Raw genomic sequence first — 15,573 nt, 5'->3', positions numbered from 1 at the left:
GACGCACCGCAGCGTGCACGGCCCGCCGGCTTCCATATGAGGAGAAATAGTTATGCCTACCCCCACTAAGGGTCCGCGCCTCGGCGGCGGCCCGGCTCACGAGCGTCTCATGCTCGCGAACCTGGCTGCTGCACTGTTCGAGCACAAGCGGATCACCACCACGGTGACCAAGGCCAAGCGACTGAAGCCCTACGCCGAACGCCTGGTGACCTTCGCCAAGCGCGGCGACCTGGCATCGCGTCGCCGCGTGCTCGGCCTGATCAGCAACAAGGGCGTCGTCCACGAGCTGTTCACCGACATTGCCCAGGCAGTGGAGAACCGCAACGGCGGCTACACCCGCATCACCAAGATCGGCAACCGCAAGGGCGACAACGCTCCCATGGCTGTCATCGAACTGGTCCTCGAGCCGGTTTCGGCAAAGCAGGCTGTGGTAGCCGAGGCTACCTCGGCCGCGCAGCGCGACGCCGAGAAGAAGGACGCCGAGAAGGCTGAGGCCGCCCCGGTGGCCGAGACCGAAGCTGTGGAGACCGAAGAGGCTCCCGAGGCCGACGTCGTCGAGACCGAAGCAGCGGAGACCGAAGAGGCTCCCGCCGCCGAGGAAGCTGCTGCCGACTCTGAGAAGGACGCGAAGTAGTTCGCTAAAACCTTCTTATAGACTTAAGTCTATGAACGAGCTCAAGCCCGCCGCGCCCGACCTGGGGGGCGGCGGGTTTCTGCGTATCCGGCTGGATCTGTCCTACGACGGCGGGCCCTTCAGCGGCTGGGCCGTGCAACCCGGGCTCCGCACCGTCCAGGGGGTGCTTGAGGAGGCCCTCGCCCTGGTGATCCGACGCCAGGTGCGGGTGACCGTGGCGGGACGCACCGACGCCGGCGTGCATGCCCGCGGCCAGGTCGTCCACCTGGACCTCGGCGAGGACGAATGGCGCGGCCTGAACCGCGGCGCCGCACTGGACCCGTCGGTGGCCCTGCTGCGCCGGCTCCGCGGCGCCCTGAGCCGGGGCCTGGGCGGCCTGAGCGGCGCGATCGAGGTTCACCGTGCTTCGCTGGCCCCGGAAGGCTTCGATGCCCGCTTCTCGGCCCTCTGGCGGCGGTACAGCTACCGGATCGCGGACGGCCCCGCCTTGTGGGACCCGCTGGGACGGTACTCCACGCTCTGGCACAAGGAGCGGCTGGATACCTTTCTGCTCAACGACGGGGCGGCCAGGCTGCTCGGCCTGCAGGACTTCCGTTCCTTCTGCAAGCCGCGGGAAGGGTCAACTACCATCCGCGAACTCCAACGTTTCGAATTCGCCCGCGGCGAGGACGGCGTCATTGTGGCCACCGTTCAGGCTGATGCGTTTTGCCACAACATGGTGCGGTCTCTGGTGGGGTCCGCGCTCTACGTGGGGGCCGGGGCTGAGCGACCTGAGTGGCTGTACGAGCGGCTGCTGGCCCGGCAGCGCGATGCCAGGTCTGTGCTGGCCGCCCCGCACCCGCTGGTCCTCGAAGAAGTGGCCTATCCGTCCGGCGCAGGCCTGCTGGCCCGGGCCGAACTTACGCGCGCGCGGCGGGTGTAAGCCGGCCGCCGGAGCCAGCAAGGCTCAGAAGGCCCGCAGCGTTCCGTCCGCGGGCAGCTCCACCGTGAAGGTCGTTCCGTGGCCCGGCAAGGTGCTGCAGGAGATGGTTCCTCCGTGGCCCTCAACTATTGCCTTGGTGATGGACAGCCCCAGCCCGGCGCCGGGGATCGACCCGTCCCGCACGGCCGGGCTGCGGAAGAAGCGGGTGAAAATCTGCGCCGCATCAGCGGCCGTCATGCCGATGCCGCTGTCCTCCACCTGCAGCAGGACCCGGCCGTCCTCGGCCCGGGCGGACACCGTCACGGCGCCGCCCGCCGTCGAGTATTTGATCGCGTTGGACACGAGGTTGTCCAGTGCCTGCCCGATCCGCAGCGGGTCCACGTCCGCCCACAGCGGAGCGCAGACGTCCATTGCCAACGAAACCCGCGCGTGTTGGGCGTGCGCCTGCGCGGAGCCCAGGGTGGCTTCCACCAGGCCCGCAAGGTCGGTCTTCCGCGGCTGCACCTGGACCATGGAGTTGGCTGACATCAGCAGGTCCGAGACGAGGGCCAGCAGGCGCTCGGCGTTGCGCTGCGCCACTTCAATCCGGCGCTGGACAAGCAGCGGCAGCTCCTCGACCAGCACCAGGTCAAGGTTGCCGATGATCGACGTGAGCGGGGTCCGGAACTCGTGTGAAACGGTCGCGACGACGTCTTCCTTGGCCGCCAGCGCCCGGACCAGTTCGGTCACCTCGTTGTAGACGACGACGGCGCCGCGGAAGTCGCCGTCGTCGTCCTTCAGCGGCCGGGCGGCGGTGGACACGACCCGGCTGCCCGGCGCCTCGCCGAAACACACCAGATGATCTGCGAAGGTCTCGCCGGCCAGGGCGCGCCGCAACGGCCGCCGGCCGGGCGGCAGCGGTGTCACCTGGTCGCGGCCGGTCAGCAGGAGTTGTTCTTCCGACTGCGGATCCGGGTGGCTGGTGCTCCCGGCCGGTGCAGCCGAGTCCTCCAGCGTGGCCTGCCAGCTGTTGGTCAGCAAGCGGCGGCCGTCGGCGTCAACGGCGATTATGCCGACGTCCACCGTGTCAAGGATGGCGTTGAGCAGCCGCTCGCGTTCCCGGCTGGCGCTCAGGAGTTCCTGAAGCTCCGCCTCCTTGTACTCGACCCTGCGCTGCTGGCGCCGGACCTGCGCCCGGACGAACAGCATGGCCAGCGAAACCGCCAGCGTCACCAGCGATAGGAGCACCATCGAGGCCAGGCGCCCGGGGCGGACGCCGGCGTCGGCCGTCAGGCACCAGGGCAGGCCGGCCAGCAGCGGCCCAAGGAAGCTCACCGGGACGATGACGGCGGGCGAAAGCCGGGACGCGGAAATCCAGACCACGGGAAGTACCGACAGGACGCCGAGGCCCGGCAGTTCCGTCGCCGCGGCCAGCCGGCTTAGCCCGATGGCAGCCAGGTCCAGCACCGGGATCAGCAGCGAGGCCGACCGCCCGAGCCGGTGCCAGGGCACCAGTCCGGAGGCGAGGAAAATGAGGGCGTGAAGCACCAGTGCAATCTGGCCCCAGCCGCTGGAAAGGTGCAGGCCCCAGGCCGCCGGTGCCGCCGATACCCCGGCAGCCAGGAGCAGCGTCAGGGGCAACTGGCTGGCCAGCACGCGCACACGGGAAGGGGCAAGGGCGTGGGCAGGCAGAGGGTGCGCACCAAAGCCGCGGTCCACTCCCGCGTCAGGCATCAGCCGCTGTTCACTCAAGACAGGCGCCCCCTTCCTCGCATCTGGAGTTTACATGGCTGTCACACTAACTTGACACGAACAGCATGAATGTCGCCTGTGTTACTGCGCCGAAGCCCGTCAACAGCGCCGCGGATAGGTATGGTGACAGGAGATGCCAACACTCGGCCGCTTCGGCCGGTGTCGGCAAGGCATCAAACGGATGTGAGGGGTGGCATGACAGACCTTGGGGTGGCAGTCGTGGTTGAGGACGATGCCGACGTGCGGAACCTGGTGGAGGCGGTGCTCCGGCAATCCGGTTTCGAGGTGCATTCGGCGGCCGACGGCCGGGAAGGCGTCGACATTGTCCGGCAGCGGGACGCCAACGTGGTCACCCTGGACGTGGGCCTGCCCGACATTGACGGCTTTGAAGTGCTGCGCCGGATCCGCCAATTCAGTGACGCGTACATAGTGATGCTCACCGCACGGACCGACGAACTCGACACGTTGACGGCCCTGCACGCCGGCGCCGACGACTTCCTGACCAAACCTTTCCGCCCCCGCGAGCTGCGCGCCCGGGTCGCAGCCATGATGCGCCGGCCGCGGCGCGATACGCCGGGAGCCGCGGGGCAGGCCGGCGGCCCGGCCGCGGCGGCTGCGGTTCCGGACAACGTGATGCGCCACAACGGGCTGGCACTGAACCCGGACACGCGTTCCGTGGCGGTGGACGACGAACCGCTCGCCCTCACGCGCAGTGAGTTTGAACTGCTGCACGCCCTCCTTCGGGGTGCCGGGGCGGTCAGGTCCAAGGCCGAGCTGGTGCGGGTGGTGCGCGGGGAGTACTACCGGCCCGATGCCTACATCAGTGAATCTGATGAGCGCGCCGTCGAAGTCCACATGGGCAACCTGCGCCGGAAACTGCGGGAGGACCCGCTGCGGCCGCGCTGGCTTCAGACGGTCCGCGGTGTTGGTTACCGTCTGGCTCCAGCCCGGAGCTAATCGTCCAGGACGAGGCCGGCGAACTGCAGCTCATCCACGGTGGCGTTGCCGCGGGCGGCGACGTCACCCAGCCGGGACGCGGCCTGCGGCAGCTGGCCGGCTCGGATGAGTTCCTCGAGCTCGCCGGCGAGCTCGGCCAGCAGCAGACCGCCGACCATCGACGATGACGTCTTGAGACTTAGCACGGCGTCGAGCGCCGCGGACTGGTCCCCGCGGTCCAGGGCTGTGGCCAGCGCGGCATAGCGCCGGTCCCACATCCGGGCGTAATCGCGGGCGAAGCCGTGGGCGACGGCCGCGCTGTCCAGCTGCTCGCCCAGGTCCTGAAGTGCGGCCGGGTCCACCAACGGGGCCTCGGCGGGGGTAGCGTCCAGGGCACCGGACGGGGCCGGGACGGTAGCGGCGACCGGGGCCGGCTCTGTCAGGCCGGCTCCTGCCCCAGGGGCTTCGGCTGCGACCAAAGGGGCCGCATTTCCGTCTTCGGGGCCGGCAGCTAAGAGTGACATGGCTCTACGGTACTAGCTGCCCGGACCCCTGCCGGACGCTCCGGGGCCATTCTGCGTAAACCCTGCGGCTATCCTTGTGGGTCCGCTTGGGATGCTGCCGGACGGGCTGCAGGGTGGTCATCGGGCGGGCTTACTGGCCGCTGAAGGTCGTGATGGCGTTGATGACGGCCGGGCCCAGGATCGCGAGCATCAGCATCAGGACGATCCCGACCGGCATCGCCATCAGGATGTAGGCCGAGAACTTGCCCTCGGCGGCGAGGGACTTGATGTGGCCTTTGATTTCGCTGCGCTCGCGGATGGTTTCGTTCACCTGGTCCAGGACCTCGGCAAGGTTGCCGCCCACCTCGCGGTTTATCTGGATGGCCTGGGCGATCCAGACAAAGTCCTCGTTGCGCATCCGTTCGGCCGTGTCATTGAGCGAAGCCAGCAGGTCCCGGCCTAGGCTGGTCTCGGTGATGACCCTGCGCATCTCCTCCGCGGTGGGACTCTGCGATTCGTTGCCCGCCGCATCGATGGCGCGCAGGATGCTGTGTCCGGCCCGGAGGCCGCCGGACAGCAACTGCAGGGTGTCGCCCAGCTGCTCGTCGAACCGGGCGCGGCACTTGCCGGCCAGGACCGTGAGCACAAGGTGACCCGCCAGCGGGCTCAGCAGGAACAGCAGCAGCCCATAGAAGTCGCCCTGGCCCAGCCGGAGGCAGGCTTGTTCCAGCGCGTCCCGGCTAGACAACCCGACTTTCCGGCGGGCAAAGAAGCCTTCGGCCAGCGTGACCGCAGTTCCGGCGAACCGGCTGAGCGAGGAGTCCGAGGATGCCTGGACCGGCCGCCGTCGATCCAGCGGAATACGGGCCGGCCCCGGCGACAAAACAGCCACAGCGAGCAGCAGGAGCGCGGCGGCCAGGAATGCTGCGCCGAGTGTCAGGGTCATGGCGTGCTCACCCCGTGCCGGCGGGGGCCAGCGGGGTCGCGAAGACGCTGGGCGAGACGAAAATGCCCAGGTCCTCGAAGCGGTCGATGAAGCGTGGCCGGATGCCGGTAGCAACCGGCCGGCCGAGGAACCGGACGGTCGCGTCCACACCGGCGGAGTAGTCGAACACGAACGCGTCCTGGAGGGTGACGATGTCGCCTTCCATCCCCTGCACCTCGGTGACGTGGGTGATGCGGCGGGTGCCGTCCCGCATCCGGGAAATCTGTACGATCAGGTTTACAGCGGAGGCGATCTGTTCACGGATGGCCCGCAGCGGAAGGTCCGTGCCGGCCATCAGCACCAGAGCTTCCCGGCGGGCGACGGCGTCCCGCGAATCGGTCAGGGTCAGCTGCCCCTCCGCTCGACGTAGATCTGGTCCATCCGGTTCACCATGATCTCGGTGACGGCCGGGTCATCCAGCAGGCGCTGCAGCTGACCGTAACCCAGAACGTCGTCCGCGACGTCCCGGACCAGCCGGGTACGCTCCTCACTGGACAACGGCACCTGTTCGGCGTCGATGATGCGGATCAGCTCATCGCGCGCCGTGGTGCGCAGCTCATCCTCCTTCATAGCAGAGTCGCTGAACCGCGCTCCCGTCCGTTCAAACAGGGCGGTAGCGGCGCGTTCCTTGAGCGCGGCGAAGGCGTCGACCGGGTGTCCCTTCGCCCGGGCAGTTTCGGGAGGCTCGGCAAGGGCCTGTGCGGCGGCAGCCGCGAGGCGGGTGGGTTCGCGCCGGCCGGGAACGGGCACCGTCTCGTGCAGCTGTGCCCGCGTCCCGAGTGGAGCGGCCGGTGCCGACGGCGGAGCGGCGGCGGCCTGTTGCCCGGCTTCGGCGGCGGAAAGGCGTTCGGAGAGCTTCACCTAAACCACCACCCGCCGGTGCAGCTTCTTTTGCGCGGTAGCACGCCAGGCCGGGTCGAAGCGCGTGACGAGTTGCCGCAGGCCCTTGACGGCGGGGTCCTTGCGGCTGTCCTGCAGCACGGGGATGCCGCGGTTCGTGGAGTAGGCGACCGCCTTGGACTGGGGAATGCTGACGTCCACCGAGGCGCCGATGGTCGCTTCGACGTCCTGGACACTGAGGCCGGACTTGGCGTCGGCCATGTTCAGCACCACGTGGCGGCTCTCCGGCAGGAGGTCCAGGCGCCGCAGGATCTCCAGTCCGGACCGCAGGCCCCGGATGCTGGGGACGTCCATGGCACTGACCCAGACCGTGTCGGTGCATTGCCCGGCACCCGGGGACGCGGGCGCCCGGACACCCCATTTTGACCCACGGCCCCGGCTTCCGCTATTCTTGGTAGTCGTTGTGCGTGTCCTATCTCGATGATGCGTGCCCGCCTGAGAATCCGGTTGCAGGATAACTACTCAACGGGCACATTCGAGACCACTGGATGACTGGTTACATGGAGTCCTCACCTCTGTTCCGGTAGCGCATAGATAGTAGGTGCACCCCCGAGTGACGCCTAAAACAAGAACGCCAGAACAAGAACGAGGCAAACACCGTGCGTACGTACACCCCGAAGCCCGGCGATATCAACCGCCAGTGGCACGTCATTGACGCCACCGACGTTGTCCTTGGTCGTCTCGCCAGCCAGACCGCAATCCTGCTGCGCGGCAAGCACAAGGCCACCTTTGCGTCCCACATGGACATGGGCGACTTCGTCATCATCATCAACGCTGAAAAGGTTGCCCTCACCGGCGCCAAGCTGGAGCAGAAGCGCGCATACCGCCACTCCGGCTACCCGGGCGGCCTGACCTCCGTCAACTACGCGGAGCTGCTGGAATCCAACCCGGTCCGCGCCGTGGAGAAGGCCATCAAAGGCATGCTCCCGAAGAACTCCCTCGCTGCCCAGCAGCTGGGCAAGCTGAAGGTGTACCGCGGTGCCGAGCACCCGCACGCCGCCCAGCAGCCCAAGACTTTCGAAATCACCCAGGTCGCCCAGTAGTCCTGGCCACCAAACAACTTAGTTAATACAAGGAGAACCGTGGCTCAGAACGAAGAGACCACCGAAGCCGTTGAGGCCGAGGAAACCCTGACCAGCTACACCTCGGAAAGCGGTGCTGCGGACGCAGCGGCGCCGAAGAAGGAACGGCCGGCACTGACCGTCGCCGGCGCAGCTGTTGGCCGCCGCAAGGAAGCCATTGCACGCGTCCGCGTTGTGCCGGGCTCCGGCAAGTGGACCATCAACGGCCGCGACCTGGCGAACTACTTCCCGAACAAGCTGCACCAGCAGGACGTCAACGAGCCCTTCAAGATCCTCGATCTCGAAGGCGCCTACGACGTCATTGCCCGCATCCACGGCGGCGGCATCTCCGGCCAGGCCGGTGCACTGCGCCTCGGCGTCGCCCGCTCGCTGAACGAGATCGACGTCGAGAACAACCGCGCCACCCTGAAGAAGGCCGGCTACCTGCGCCGCGACGCTCGCATCATCGAGCGTAAGAAGGCCGGTCTCAAGAAGGCACGCAAGGCTCAGCAGTACTCCAAGCGCTAACCCGCGCTTCCCGGAAACCCGTCCCGCTTCTGCGGGGCGGGTTTCCGTCATTTAAGCGCTACGGTAAAGCCCGATGCGGGCCCGATAGGCGCCAGCTCATGGCCCGCCGAGGGGCCGGCCCGCCGGGGGCCGCGGACGCCATCGGCTAAACTGGGACGCGATGTCTAGATTATTTGGAACAGATGGTGTCCGAGGCCTGGCTAACGGTCTGCTGACCGCCGAGCTGGCGCTGCAGTTGGCGCAGGCCGCCGCCGTCGTGCTGGGGCACGACCGCAACCCGGGCAGCAGCCGGCCGCGCGCCGTCGTGGCCCGTGACCCGCGCGCCAGCGGCGAGTTCCTGGCCGCCGCCGTGGAAGCGGGGCTCTCCAGTTCCGGGATCGACGTCTACGACGCCGGGGTACTGCCGACGCCGGCCGCCGCCTATCTGGTAGCGGACCTCAACGCCGACTTCGGTGTCATGATCTCCGCCTCCCACAACCCCGCCCCCGACAACGGCATCAAGTTCTTCGCCCGCGGTGGTCAAAAGCTGCCCGACGAGGTGGAAGACGCCATCGAGGCGCGCCTTGGCATGGAGCCCTTCCGTCCCGTGGGCGGCGACGTTGGCCGCATCCAGCGTTTCGCCGACGCGGAAGACCGCTATATCGTGCACCTGCTCGGCACCCTCCCGCACCGCCTCGAAGGCCTCAAGGTCGTGGTCGACTGCGCCCACGGCGCGGCGAGCGGTTGCTCACCCCAGGTGTTCAAGACCGCCGGTGCCGAGGTGATCATCATCGGGGCCGAACCCGACGGGCTCAACATCAACGACGGTGTCGGCTCGACCCACCTGTCACCGCTCAAAGCCGCAGTGGTGGCCCAGGGCGCGGATCTGGGCATAGCCCACGACGGCGACGCGGACCGGTGCCTTGCCGTGGACCACGAAGGCAATGAGATCGACGGCGATCAGATCATGGCAGTCCTCGCGCTCGCGCTGAAGGATGCCGGCAAGCTCAAGGACGACGTCCTGGTGGCGACGGTGATGAGCAACCTCGGGCTGAAGCTGGCCCTGCAGGACGCGGGCATCACGCTGCGGGAAACCGGCGTTGGCGACCGCTACGTCCTGGAGGCCATGCGCGAAGGCGGCTTCAGCCTCGGCGGCGAACAATCCGGCCACGTCATCTTCTCCGAGTACGCCACCACCGGGGACGGCGTGCTGACCGGCCTGCAGTTGGCCGCCCAGGTGGCACTCACCGGACGTCCGCTCAAGGAACTCGCCGACGTCATGACCAAGCTCCCGCAGGTGCTGATCAACGTCAAGGACGTCGACCGCAGCCGGGTCAAGGGCGACGCCGTGGTCGCCGACGCGGTAGCCAAGGCGCAGACACTCCTGGGTGAAACCGGCCGCGTGCTGCTGCGGCCATCCGGCACCGAACCCGTGGTACGCGTCATGGTGGAAGCCGCCGACCTGCAGACCGCCCAGGACGTCGCCGAAAGCCTGGCGGGCGTGGTGCGGACCGAACTGGCCCTGGACCTCGTCAACGACTGACGCTTCGGCCGGTCAGGGGTACGCCGGGGCCGGTTCGAGGCCGAAATACTCTTCGAGGGTGGCGATGCCGCGGCGGTGCATGTCGCCGGCGGCTTCGGGGCCGACGAACCGCAGGTGCCACGGCTCAAAGTAGTAGCCCGTGATGGGGTGGAGCATCCAGGGGTAACGGACCACGAAGCCGAAACGGTAGGCGTTGGCCTGGGCCCACACCGCGGCCGGTTGCTCCGCGAAACACGGCAGGAAGCTGCAGGCGCCCCCGCCGTCGGCAATATCGAAGGACCAGCCCGTCTGGTGCTCCGAGTACCCGGGCCGGGCCGAGGCGGTGTCCGCCTCCGCGCGTCCCCGGGAGTCCACATAGCTGTTGTACGTCACCGCCTGGGTTGCGTAGGAACGGTAACCGCTCGCCAGCGCCAGGACGACGCCGGCCGCCGCCGCGTCGGCAAACATCTGTTCCGCTGCTGCCGCCGTCGTGCGGTTCAGCAGGGCCGCCTCCCCACTGACCGCCAGCTGCACCGCGGGCTGCACCAGGTCCGCCGGCGCGTAGTCCGCGGGGTTGAGCGGCCGGTGCTTGTTGACCACCACCCACCGGCTCGCCGGATCCGTCAGGGAATACTGCGGGCCCGGGGCCGCCGCCGCAGGGGAGCTGCCCGCCGGCGGAACCGGCGGGTCAGCCTGGGTGCTGGGCGCCGGCGTCGTCCCGGGCTGGCCCGATGCGGCGGCGGATGCGGCGCTGGAACCCGGGGCGCCCGTTGGCGCGGCCGTGCCGGTGCCGGAGGCGGGCGGGCCCTGCGGACTGCAGCCCGCCACGGCAGCCAGCCCGGCGAGACCCGCCCCGGCCGCGACGGCCCGTCCGAAGCTGCGCCGGCTGAGGCTCACCGGCCGGTGCCCAGCGTCCTGGCACACCTGTGCTAGACCTTGCGCAGCAGCATGCGGCGGATGGAGTGGTCCGCGTCCTTGGTCAGCACCAGCTGGGCGCGGCCCCGGGTGGGGAGGACATTGTCTTCCAGGTTCGGTTCGTTGATGCGCTTCCAGATGTCGCGGGCGGTCCGCTCTGCCTCATCGTCGGAGAGCGTCGCGTAGCGGTGGAAGTACGACTCGGGCTGCGCGAAGGCAGTGCTGCGGAGCTTGCGGAAGCGGTCCACGTACCACTCCTCGATATAGGAGGTCTTGGCATCCACGTAGATGGAAAAGTCGAAGAAGTCGCTCACCGCCAAGCCCTGCCGCCCATCGCTGCGCGGCCGCGCCGGCGCCAGGACGTTGAGCCCTTCGACGATCAGCACGTCCGGGCGGCGGACCACGATCTCCCGGCCGGGCACGATGTCATAGGTGACGTGCGAATACCAGGGCGCGGTGACTTCCTCGGCGCCGCCCTTGACCTCGCTGACGAAGCGGAGCAGGGCGCGCCGGTCGTAGGACTCCGGGAAGCCCTTCCGGTCCACGAGCTGGCGGCGCTGGAGCTCAGCGAGGGGATAGAGGAAGCCGTCCGTGGTGATGAGCTCCACGTTCGGGGTACCGGGCCAGCGGCGCAGCATCTCCCGAAGCACACGCGCGATGGTCGACTTGCCGACCGCGACCGAACCCGCGACGCCGATCACGAAAGGGGTCCGGCGCGTCTTCTCGCCCAGGAACGTGGTGGTGGCTGCGTGCAGCTGGTACGCGGCTTCGACATAAAGGTGCAACAGCCGGGACAATGGCAGGTAGACGTCACGGACCTCCTTCATGTCCAGGGGGTCGCCCAGGCCGCGGAGGCGGAGCACATCCTCTTCATTGAGGGGCTGCTCCATCTGGGCAGCGAGCCGGGACCAGGTCTGCCGGTCCAGCTCCACGAACGGGGAGACGCCCTCGCCGTTCGCGTCGTTGCGTTGCACAGTCACGCTAGAGATTCTGCCCTTTGACCAGCCGAGAGCGAAATGGACAGCCGGGCGGAGCCTAAACGGCGGGGTGCGGCGGGATCTCCATACGCCGGAGGGCCGGTAAACCCGCTAGGCTAATCTCCATGTGTGGAATCGTTGGATATGTAGGCCATTCGAATGGTCGGGTAAATGCTGAGCACAAAGCCCTGGACGTCGTCCTGGAAGGGCTGCGGCGCCTCGAGTACCGCGGCTATGACTCCGCCGGCATCGCCGTCGTCGCAGACGGCGCGATCGACTCCCGCAAGAAGTCGGGGAAACTGGGCAACCTGATCGCCGAACTGGAGGCCAACCCGCTGGCCGACGCCACGACCGGGATCGGCCATACCCGCTGGGCAACGCACGGCGGCCCGACGGACCAGAACGCCCACCCGCACCTGGCCGACGGCGGCAAACTGGCCCTCATCCACAACGGCATCATTGAAAACTTCGCCGAGCTCAAGCTGGAACTCCTCAACGCGGGTGTGACCTTCAGCTCGGAAACCGACACCGAGGTGGCAGCTGCCCTGCTCGGCGAGATCTACCGCAACCAGCTCGGCGGCGACAACGCCAACGGCGGCCTGACCCGGGCCATGCAGCTCGCCTGCCAGCGGCTGGAAGGCGCCTTTACCCTGCTGGCCGTGCACGCGGACCAGCCCGACGTCGTCGTGGCCGCCCGCCGGAACTCCCCGCTGGTGGTGGGCCTTGGCGAAGGCGAAAACTTCCTCGGCTCCGACGTCTCCGGCTTCATCGACTACACCCGCCGCGCCGTGGAACTGGGCCAGGACCAGATCGTGAGCATCACCGCGGACTCCGTCGAGATCACCGACTTCTTCGGTGCCCCCGCCCAGGGCAAGGAGTACCACGTCGACTGGGACCCGGCCTCCGCGGAAAAGGGCGGCTTCCCGTCCTTTATGGAAAAGGAAATTCACGACCAGCCCGACGCCGTGGCCCAGACCCTGCTGGGACGCTCCGATCTTGAGGGCAAGCTGACCCTTGACGAGATGCGGATCGACCCGGAACTGCTCAAGCACATCAACAAGATCATCGTGCTGGCCTGCGGCACCTCGGCCTACGCCGGGCAGGTAGCCAAGTACGCGATCGAGCGCTGGTGCCGGATTGCCACCGAAGTGGAGCTCTCGCACGAGTTCCGCTACCGCGACCCGATCGTGGACGAGAACACACTGGTGGTGTCCATCTCCCAGTCCGGCGAGACGATGGACACGCTGATGGCTGTCCGTTACGCCAAGGAACAGGGCGCCAAGACGGTGTCCATCTGCAATACCAACGGCTCCACCATTCCCCGCGAGTCCGACGCGGTGCTCTACACGCACGCCGGCCCCGAGATCGCCGTGGCCTCCACCAAGGCCTTCCTGGCCCAGATCACCGCCGCCTACCTGCTGGGCCTGTACCTGGCGCAGCTGCGGGGCAACATGTTCCAGGGCGAGATCAAGGACGTCCTCGCGGACCTCGGAAAAGTCCCGGCCAAGATCCAGACGATCCTGGACCACGAGGGCGAGATCAAGGACCTCGGGACCCAGATGGTGAACGCCAAATCGGTGCTTTTCCTGGGCCGCCACGTCGGTTTCCCGGTCGCCATGGAAGGCGCGCTCAAGCTCAAGGAACTGGCCTACATCCACGCCGAGGGCTTTGCCGCCGGCGAGCTCAAGCACGGCCCCATCGCGCTGATCGAAGAAGGCCAGCCGGTCTTCGTGATCGTCCCCTCGCCGCGCGGCCGGGACTCCCTGCACGCCAAGGTTGTCTCCAACATCCAGGAAGTGCGCGCCCGCGGTGCCAAGACCATCGTGATCGCCGAGGAAGGCGATGAAGCCGTGAAGGCTTACGCCGAGCACGTCTTCTACATCCCGCCGACGCCGACGCTCCTGGCGCCGCTGCTGTCCACCGTGCCGCTGCAGATCTTCGCGCTCGCTCTGGCCAGCGCCAAGGGCTACGACGTGGACCAGCCGCGGAACCTGGCCAAGAGCGTGACCGTAGAGTAGCCCCATGATTGTTGGCATCGGCGTGGACGTCGTGGACATTGAACGTTTTGGCCGGCAGCTGGAGCGCACCCCCGGGCTGCGTGACCGGTTGTTCGTCCCGGCCGAGCGGGAACTCAACACCCGTTCGCTCGCGGCGCGCTTCGCCGCCAAGGAAGCGGTGGCCAAGGTGCTCGGCGCGCCCGCCGGGATGAACTGGCAGGACTGCTGGATCGGCCTGGACCAAAACGGCCCCACCGTGCAGGTGAAGGGGACGGTGCTGGCCGTGGCCCACGCCAAGGGCGTCAAGCGCTGGCACCTGTCGATCAGTCACGACGGCGGCATCGCCACCGCCACGGTGATCGCCGAAGGCTAGACCTGATGATCAGCGCCTACACCGGGACCCGCGTCCGAGAAGTCGAACAACAACTCCTCGAATCAACCGCGGACGCCGGTCTGGGCGCTGTTCTCATGCAGCGGGCCGCCTATGGACTCGCCCACGCGGTGATCCGCGAGCTGCAGGGGAGAGGGCTGCGGCCCTACGGCTCCAGCGTGACGGTACTCGCCGGTAAGGGCAACAACGGCGGCGACGGGCTTTTCGCCGCGGCGCTGCTGGCCCGCCGCGGGCTCCGGACGACGGCGATCCTCACCGCGGCGGCCGCGCACCCCGGGGCGCTGCAGGCGTTCCGTGCCGCCGGCGGCCGGGCTGCGGACCTGACCGATGCCAACGCCAAGGCACTGGCCGCGGACGCCGCCCGGGCCGACGTCGTTATCGATGCTGTGCTCGGAACCGGCGCCAGCGGCGGGCTGCGCGGGGCCGCCGCACTCCTGGTCGACGAGCTGCGACAGGCCCGTCCCGGACTCGTGGTGGCCTGCGACCTTCCCAGCGGCGTCGATGCGGACACCGGCGAGGCGCACGAACCCATCCTGCCCGCGGACGTGACGGTGACGTTCGGCGCTGCCAAGACCGGCCTCCTCGCCGACCCCGGTGCAGACTTCACCGGCCGGCTGCGGATCATCCCCATCGGGATCGAGGACGCGCTGGGTGACCCGGAGCTGCGGCGGCTCGAGGCCGGCGACCTTTCCGCGCTGCTGCCGCGCCCGGACCGGCGCTCCCAAAAGTACTCACGCGGCGTCCTCGGTGTGGTGGCCGGATCAACGCGCTACCCGGGCGCAGCTGTGCTTGCCTGCCGCGGTGCCCTCGCCGCGGGCGCCGGCATGGTCCGTTACATTGGGCCCCCGGCCGTGGCCGACCTGGTCCGGCAATCGTGCCCGGAGGTGGTCTGCGGAACCAGCGTCGCGGACGCCCACGTCCAGGCCTGGCTGCTCGGCTCCGGGCTTGACGAGGGCGCGAACGAACAACTGGACCGGGTCCGGGAGGCAGCGGACGCCGGGCTGCCGACCGTGGCCGACGCCGGCGCCCTCCCGGCCCTGCCCCGGCAGCTGGCGCCCAGCACCATCCTGACGCCGCACGCCGGTGAACTGGCCACGCTGCTGGGCCGCTACGGCGAGGCGCCGCCGCGCTCCGGTGTGGAGGACTCCACGCTGGCTGCCGTCCGGCAGGCGACCGCCCTGACCGGCGCCACCGTCCTGCTGAAGGGAGCCACCACCCTGGTGGCCGCACCCTCGGGGGCCCTGTTCAGCCAGGCCGAGGCCAGCCCCTGGATGGCCACCGCCGGGAGCGGGGACGTCCTGGCCGGGATCCTGGGCGCCTTGCTGGCCCAGCTGGCGGACGTGACCGCGCCGTTCAGCCGCCGCGGCATCGCCGGTCCGGACCGCTGGGCCGCCGTCGCGGCGATGGCGGCAAGCCTGCATGGCCGGGCCGGAGCGCTCGCTTCCGGCGGCGGCCCGCTCCGGGCGTCCGCCATAGCGGAACAGCTGCCCGGGGTCATGGCGCTGCGGTAACAAAGGCCCCGAGTGCCGCGGCCGGTCAAATACTAACCCTGCTTACAAGTAGTCTATCTAGAGATAGTTCGCCACGCATGA

Annotated in this window: 14 protein-coding genes and 2 pseudogenes; 9 read left to right on the top strand and 7 right to left on the bottom strand. The window is 68.7% G+C overall.

Annotation, left to right across the window (positions count from 1 at the left end):
* The first annotated feature begins 52 nt into the window (after positions 1–52).
* A complete protein-coding gene (gene rplQ / locus AC3ANP_RS01125; protein ID WP_488331550.1) occupies positions 53–634 on the top strand; it encodes a 50S ribosomal protein L17 in 582 nt (193 codons plus the stop codon).
* 31 nt (positions 635–665) lie between these two features.
* Complete coding sequence (locus tag AC3ANP_RS01120) at positions 666–1,556, top strand: tRNA pseudouridine synthase A (protein WP_488331549.1); 891 nt, start codon at positions 666–668, stop codon at positions 1,554–1,556.
* A 24-nt stretch (positions 1,557–1,580) separates the two neighbouring features.
* On the opposite strand, the gene AC3ANP_RS01115 is transcribed toward AC3ANP_RS01120, so the two are convergent.
* Complete coding sequence (locus AC3ANP_RS01115; protein WP_488331548.1) at positions 1,581–3,287, bottom strand: sensor histidine kinase; 1,707 nt, start codon at positions 3,285–3,287, stop codon at positions 1,581–1,583.
* Positions 3,288–3,482: 195 nt separating this feature from the next.
* Between AC3ANP_RS01115 and AC3ANP_RS01110 the strand changes: the two genes are divergently transcribed.
* Positions 3,483–4,244, top strand: a complete 762-nt coding sequence (locus tag AC3ANP_RS01110; protein ID WP_488331547.1) for a response regulator transcription factor — start codon at positions 3,483–3,485, stop codon at positions 4,242–4,244.
* Here the strand turns inward: AC3ANP_RS01110 and AC3ANP_RS01105 are convergent.
* The 4 genes and pseudogenes from AC3ANP_RS01105 to AC3ANP_RS01090 form a co-directional block, all read right to left on the bottom strand.
* Entirely contained in the window at positions 4,241–4,747 is a 507-nt protein-coding gene (locus AC3ANP_RS01105; RefSeq protein ID WP_488331546.1) for an Hpt domain-containing protein, read from the bottom strand. The genes AC3ANP_RS01110 and AC3ANP_RS01105 overlap by 4 nt on opposite strands.
* A gap of 130 nt (positions 4,748–4,877) precedes the next feature.
* The gene (locus AC3ANP_RS01100) at positions 4,878–5,672 is read right to left on the bottom strand and encodes a type II secretion system F family protein (RefSeq protein WP_488331545.1); all 795 of its coding nucleotides are present in this window, start codon (positions 5,670–5,672) and stop codon (positions 4,878–4,880) included.
* A gap of 7 nt (positions 5,673–5,679) precedes the next feature.
* Positions 5,680–6,473 (bottom strand): annotated as a pseudogene (locus AC3ANP_RS01095) (hypothetical protein).
* Positions 6,474–6,572: 99 nt separating this feature from the next.
* A pseudogene (locus AC3ANP_RS01090) lies at positions 6,573–6,935 on the bottom strand (CpaE/TadZ family protein); the annotation flags it as partial.
* A gap of 275 nt (positions 6,936–7,210) precedes the next feature.
* On the opposite strand from AC3ANP_RS01090, the gene rplM reads away from it, so the two are divergent.
* From rplM to glmM, 3 genes are all read left to right on the top strand, one after another.
* Positions 7,211–7,654, top strand: a complete 444-nt coding sequence (gene rplM, locus AC3ANP_RS01085) for a 50S ribosomal protein L13 (protein WP_015937805.1) — start codon at positions 7,211–7,213, stop codon at positions 7,652–7,654.
* Positions 7,655–7,693: 39 nt separating this feature from the next.
* Entirely contained in the window at positions 7,694–8,200 is a 507-nt protein-coding gene (rpsI, locus tag AC3ANP_RS01080) for a 30S ribosomal protein S9 (RefSeq protein WP_488331544.1), read from the top strand.
* A 160-nt stretch (positions 8,201–8,360) separates the two neighbouring features.
* A complete protein-coding gene (gene glmM / locus AC3ANP_RS01075) occupies positions 8,361–9,722 on the top strand; it encodes a phosphoglucosamine mutase (RefSeq protein ID WP_488331543.1) in 1,362 nt (453 codons plus the stop codon).
* A gap of 12 nt (positions 9,723–9,734) precedes the next feature.
* Here glmM and AC3ANP_RS01070 read toward each other — a convergent pair whose 3' ends face one another.
* Both AC3ANP_RS01070 and coaA read right to left on the bottom strand, forming a co-directional pair.
* Positions 9,735–10,625, bottom strand: coding sequence for a M15 family metallopeptidase (locus AC3ANP_RS01070; RefSeq protein ID WP_488331542.1), 891 nt, complete (start codon positions 10,623–10,625; stop codon positions 9,735–9,737).
* A gap of 5 nt (positions 10,626–10,630) precedes the next feature.
* Positions 10,631–11,605 (bottom strand): type I pantothenate kinase, encoded by a 975-nt coding sequence (coaA, locus tag AC3ANP_RS01065; protein ID WP_488333118.1) that lies wholly within the window; start codon positions 11,603–11,605, stop codon positions 10,631–10,633.
* A gap of 113 nt (positions 11,606–11,718) precedes the next feature.
* Here coaA and glmS point away from each other — a divergent pair, with 113 nt between their 5' ends.
* The 3 genes from glmS to AC3ANP_RS01050 are packed head-to-tail and all read left to right on the top strand — an operon-like array spanning position 11,719 to position 15,492.
* On the top strand, positions 11,719–13,611 hold the full coding sequence (gene glmS, locus AC3ANP_RS01060) for a glutamine--fructose-6-phosphate transaminase (isomerizing) (protein ID WP_488331541.1): 1,893 nt from the start codon (positions 11,719–11,721) through the stop codon (positions 13,609–13,611).
* 4 nt (positions 13,612–13,615) lie between these two features.
* On the top strand, positions 13,616–13,963 hold the full coding sequence (locus tag AC3ANP_RS01055; RefSeq protein WP_488331540.1) for a holo-ACP synthase: 348 nt from the start codon (positions 13,616–13,618) through the stop codon (positions 13,961–13,963).
* Between the two features lie 5 nt (positions 13,964–13,968).
* The gene (locus tag AC3ANP_RS01050) at positions 13,969–15,492 is read left to right on the top strand and encodes an NAD(P)H-hydrate epimerase (RefSeq protein WP_488331539.1); all 1,524 of its coding nucleotides are present in this window, start codon (positions 13,969–13,971) and stop codon (positions 15,490–15,492) included.
* Positions 15,493–15,573: the final 81 nt, after the last annotated feature.

The sequence above is a fragment of the Arthrobacter sp. JB02-1C genome, from assembly GCF_057748045.1.
Note: the sequence above shows the minus strand (reverse complement) of the source record. Positions and strands in the feature narration are given on the sequence as shown.

Excerpts from the sequence above, each read along its gene's own strand:
- rplQ (WP_488331550.1), top strand. The coding sequence starts at position 53 with ATGCCTACCCCCACTAAGGGTCCGCGCCTCGGCGGCGGCCCGGCTCAC.
- AC3ANP_RS01120 (WP_488331549.1), top strand. The coding sequence starts at position 666 with ATGAACGAGCTCAAGCCCGCCGCGCCCGACCTGGGGGGCGGCGGGTTT.
- AC3ANP_RS01110 (WP_488331547.1), top strand. The coding sequence starts at position 3,483 with ATGACAGACCTTGGGGTGGCAGTCGTGGTTGAGGACGATGCCGACGTG.
- AC3ANP_RS01105 (WP_488331546.1), bottom strand. The coding sequence starts at position 4,747 with ATGTCACTCTTAGCTGCCGGCCCCGAAGACGGAAATGCGGCCCCTTTG.
- AC3ANP_RS01100 (WP_488331545.1), bottom strand. The coding sequence starts at position 5,672 with ATGACCCTGACACTCGGCGCAGCATTCCTGGCCGCCGCGCTCCTGCTG.
- glmM (WP_488331543.1), top strand. The coding sequence starts at position 8,361 with ATGTCTAGATTATTTGGAACAGATGGTGTCCGAGGCCTGGCTAACGGT.
- glmS (WP_488331541.1), top strand. The coding sequence starts at position 11,719 with ATGTGTGGAATCGTTGGATATGTAGGCCATTCGAATGGTCGGGTAAAT.
- AC3ANP_RS01055 (WP_488331540.1), top strand. The coding sequence starts at position 13,616 with ATGATTGTTGGCATCGGCGTGGACGTCGTGGACATTGAACGTTTTGGC.
- AC3ANP_RS01050 (WP_488331539.1), top strand. The coding sequence starts at position 13,969 with ATGATCAGCGCCTACACCGGGACCCGCGTCCGAGAAGTCGAACAACAA.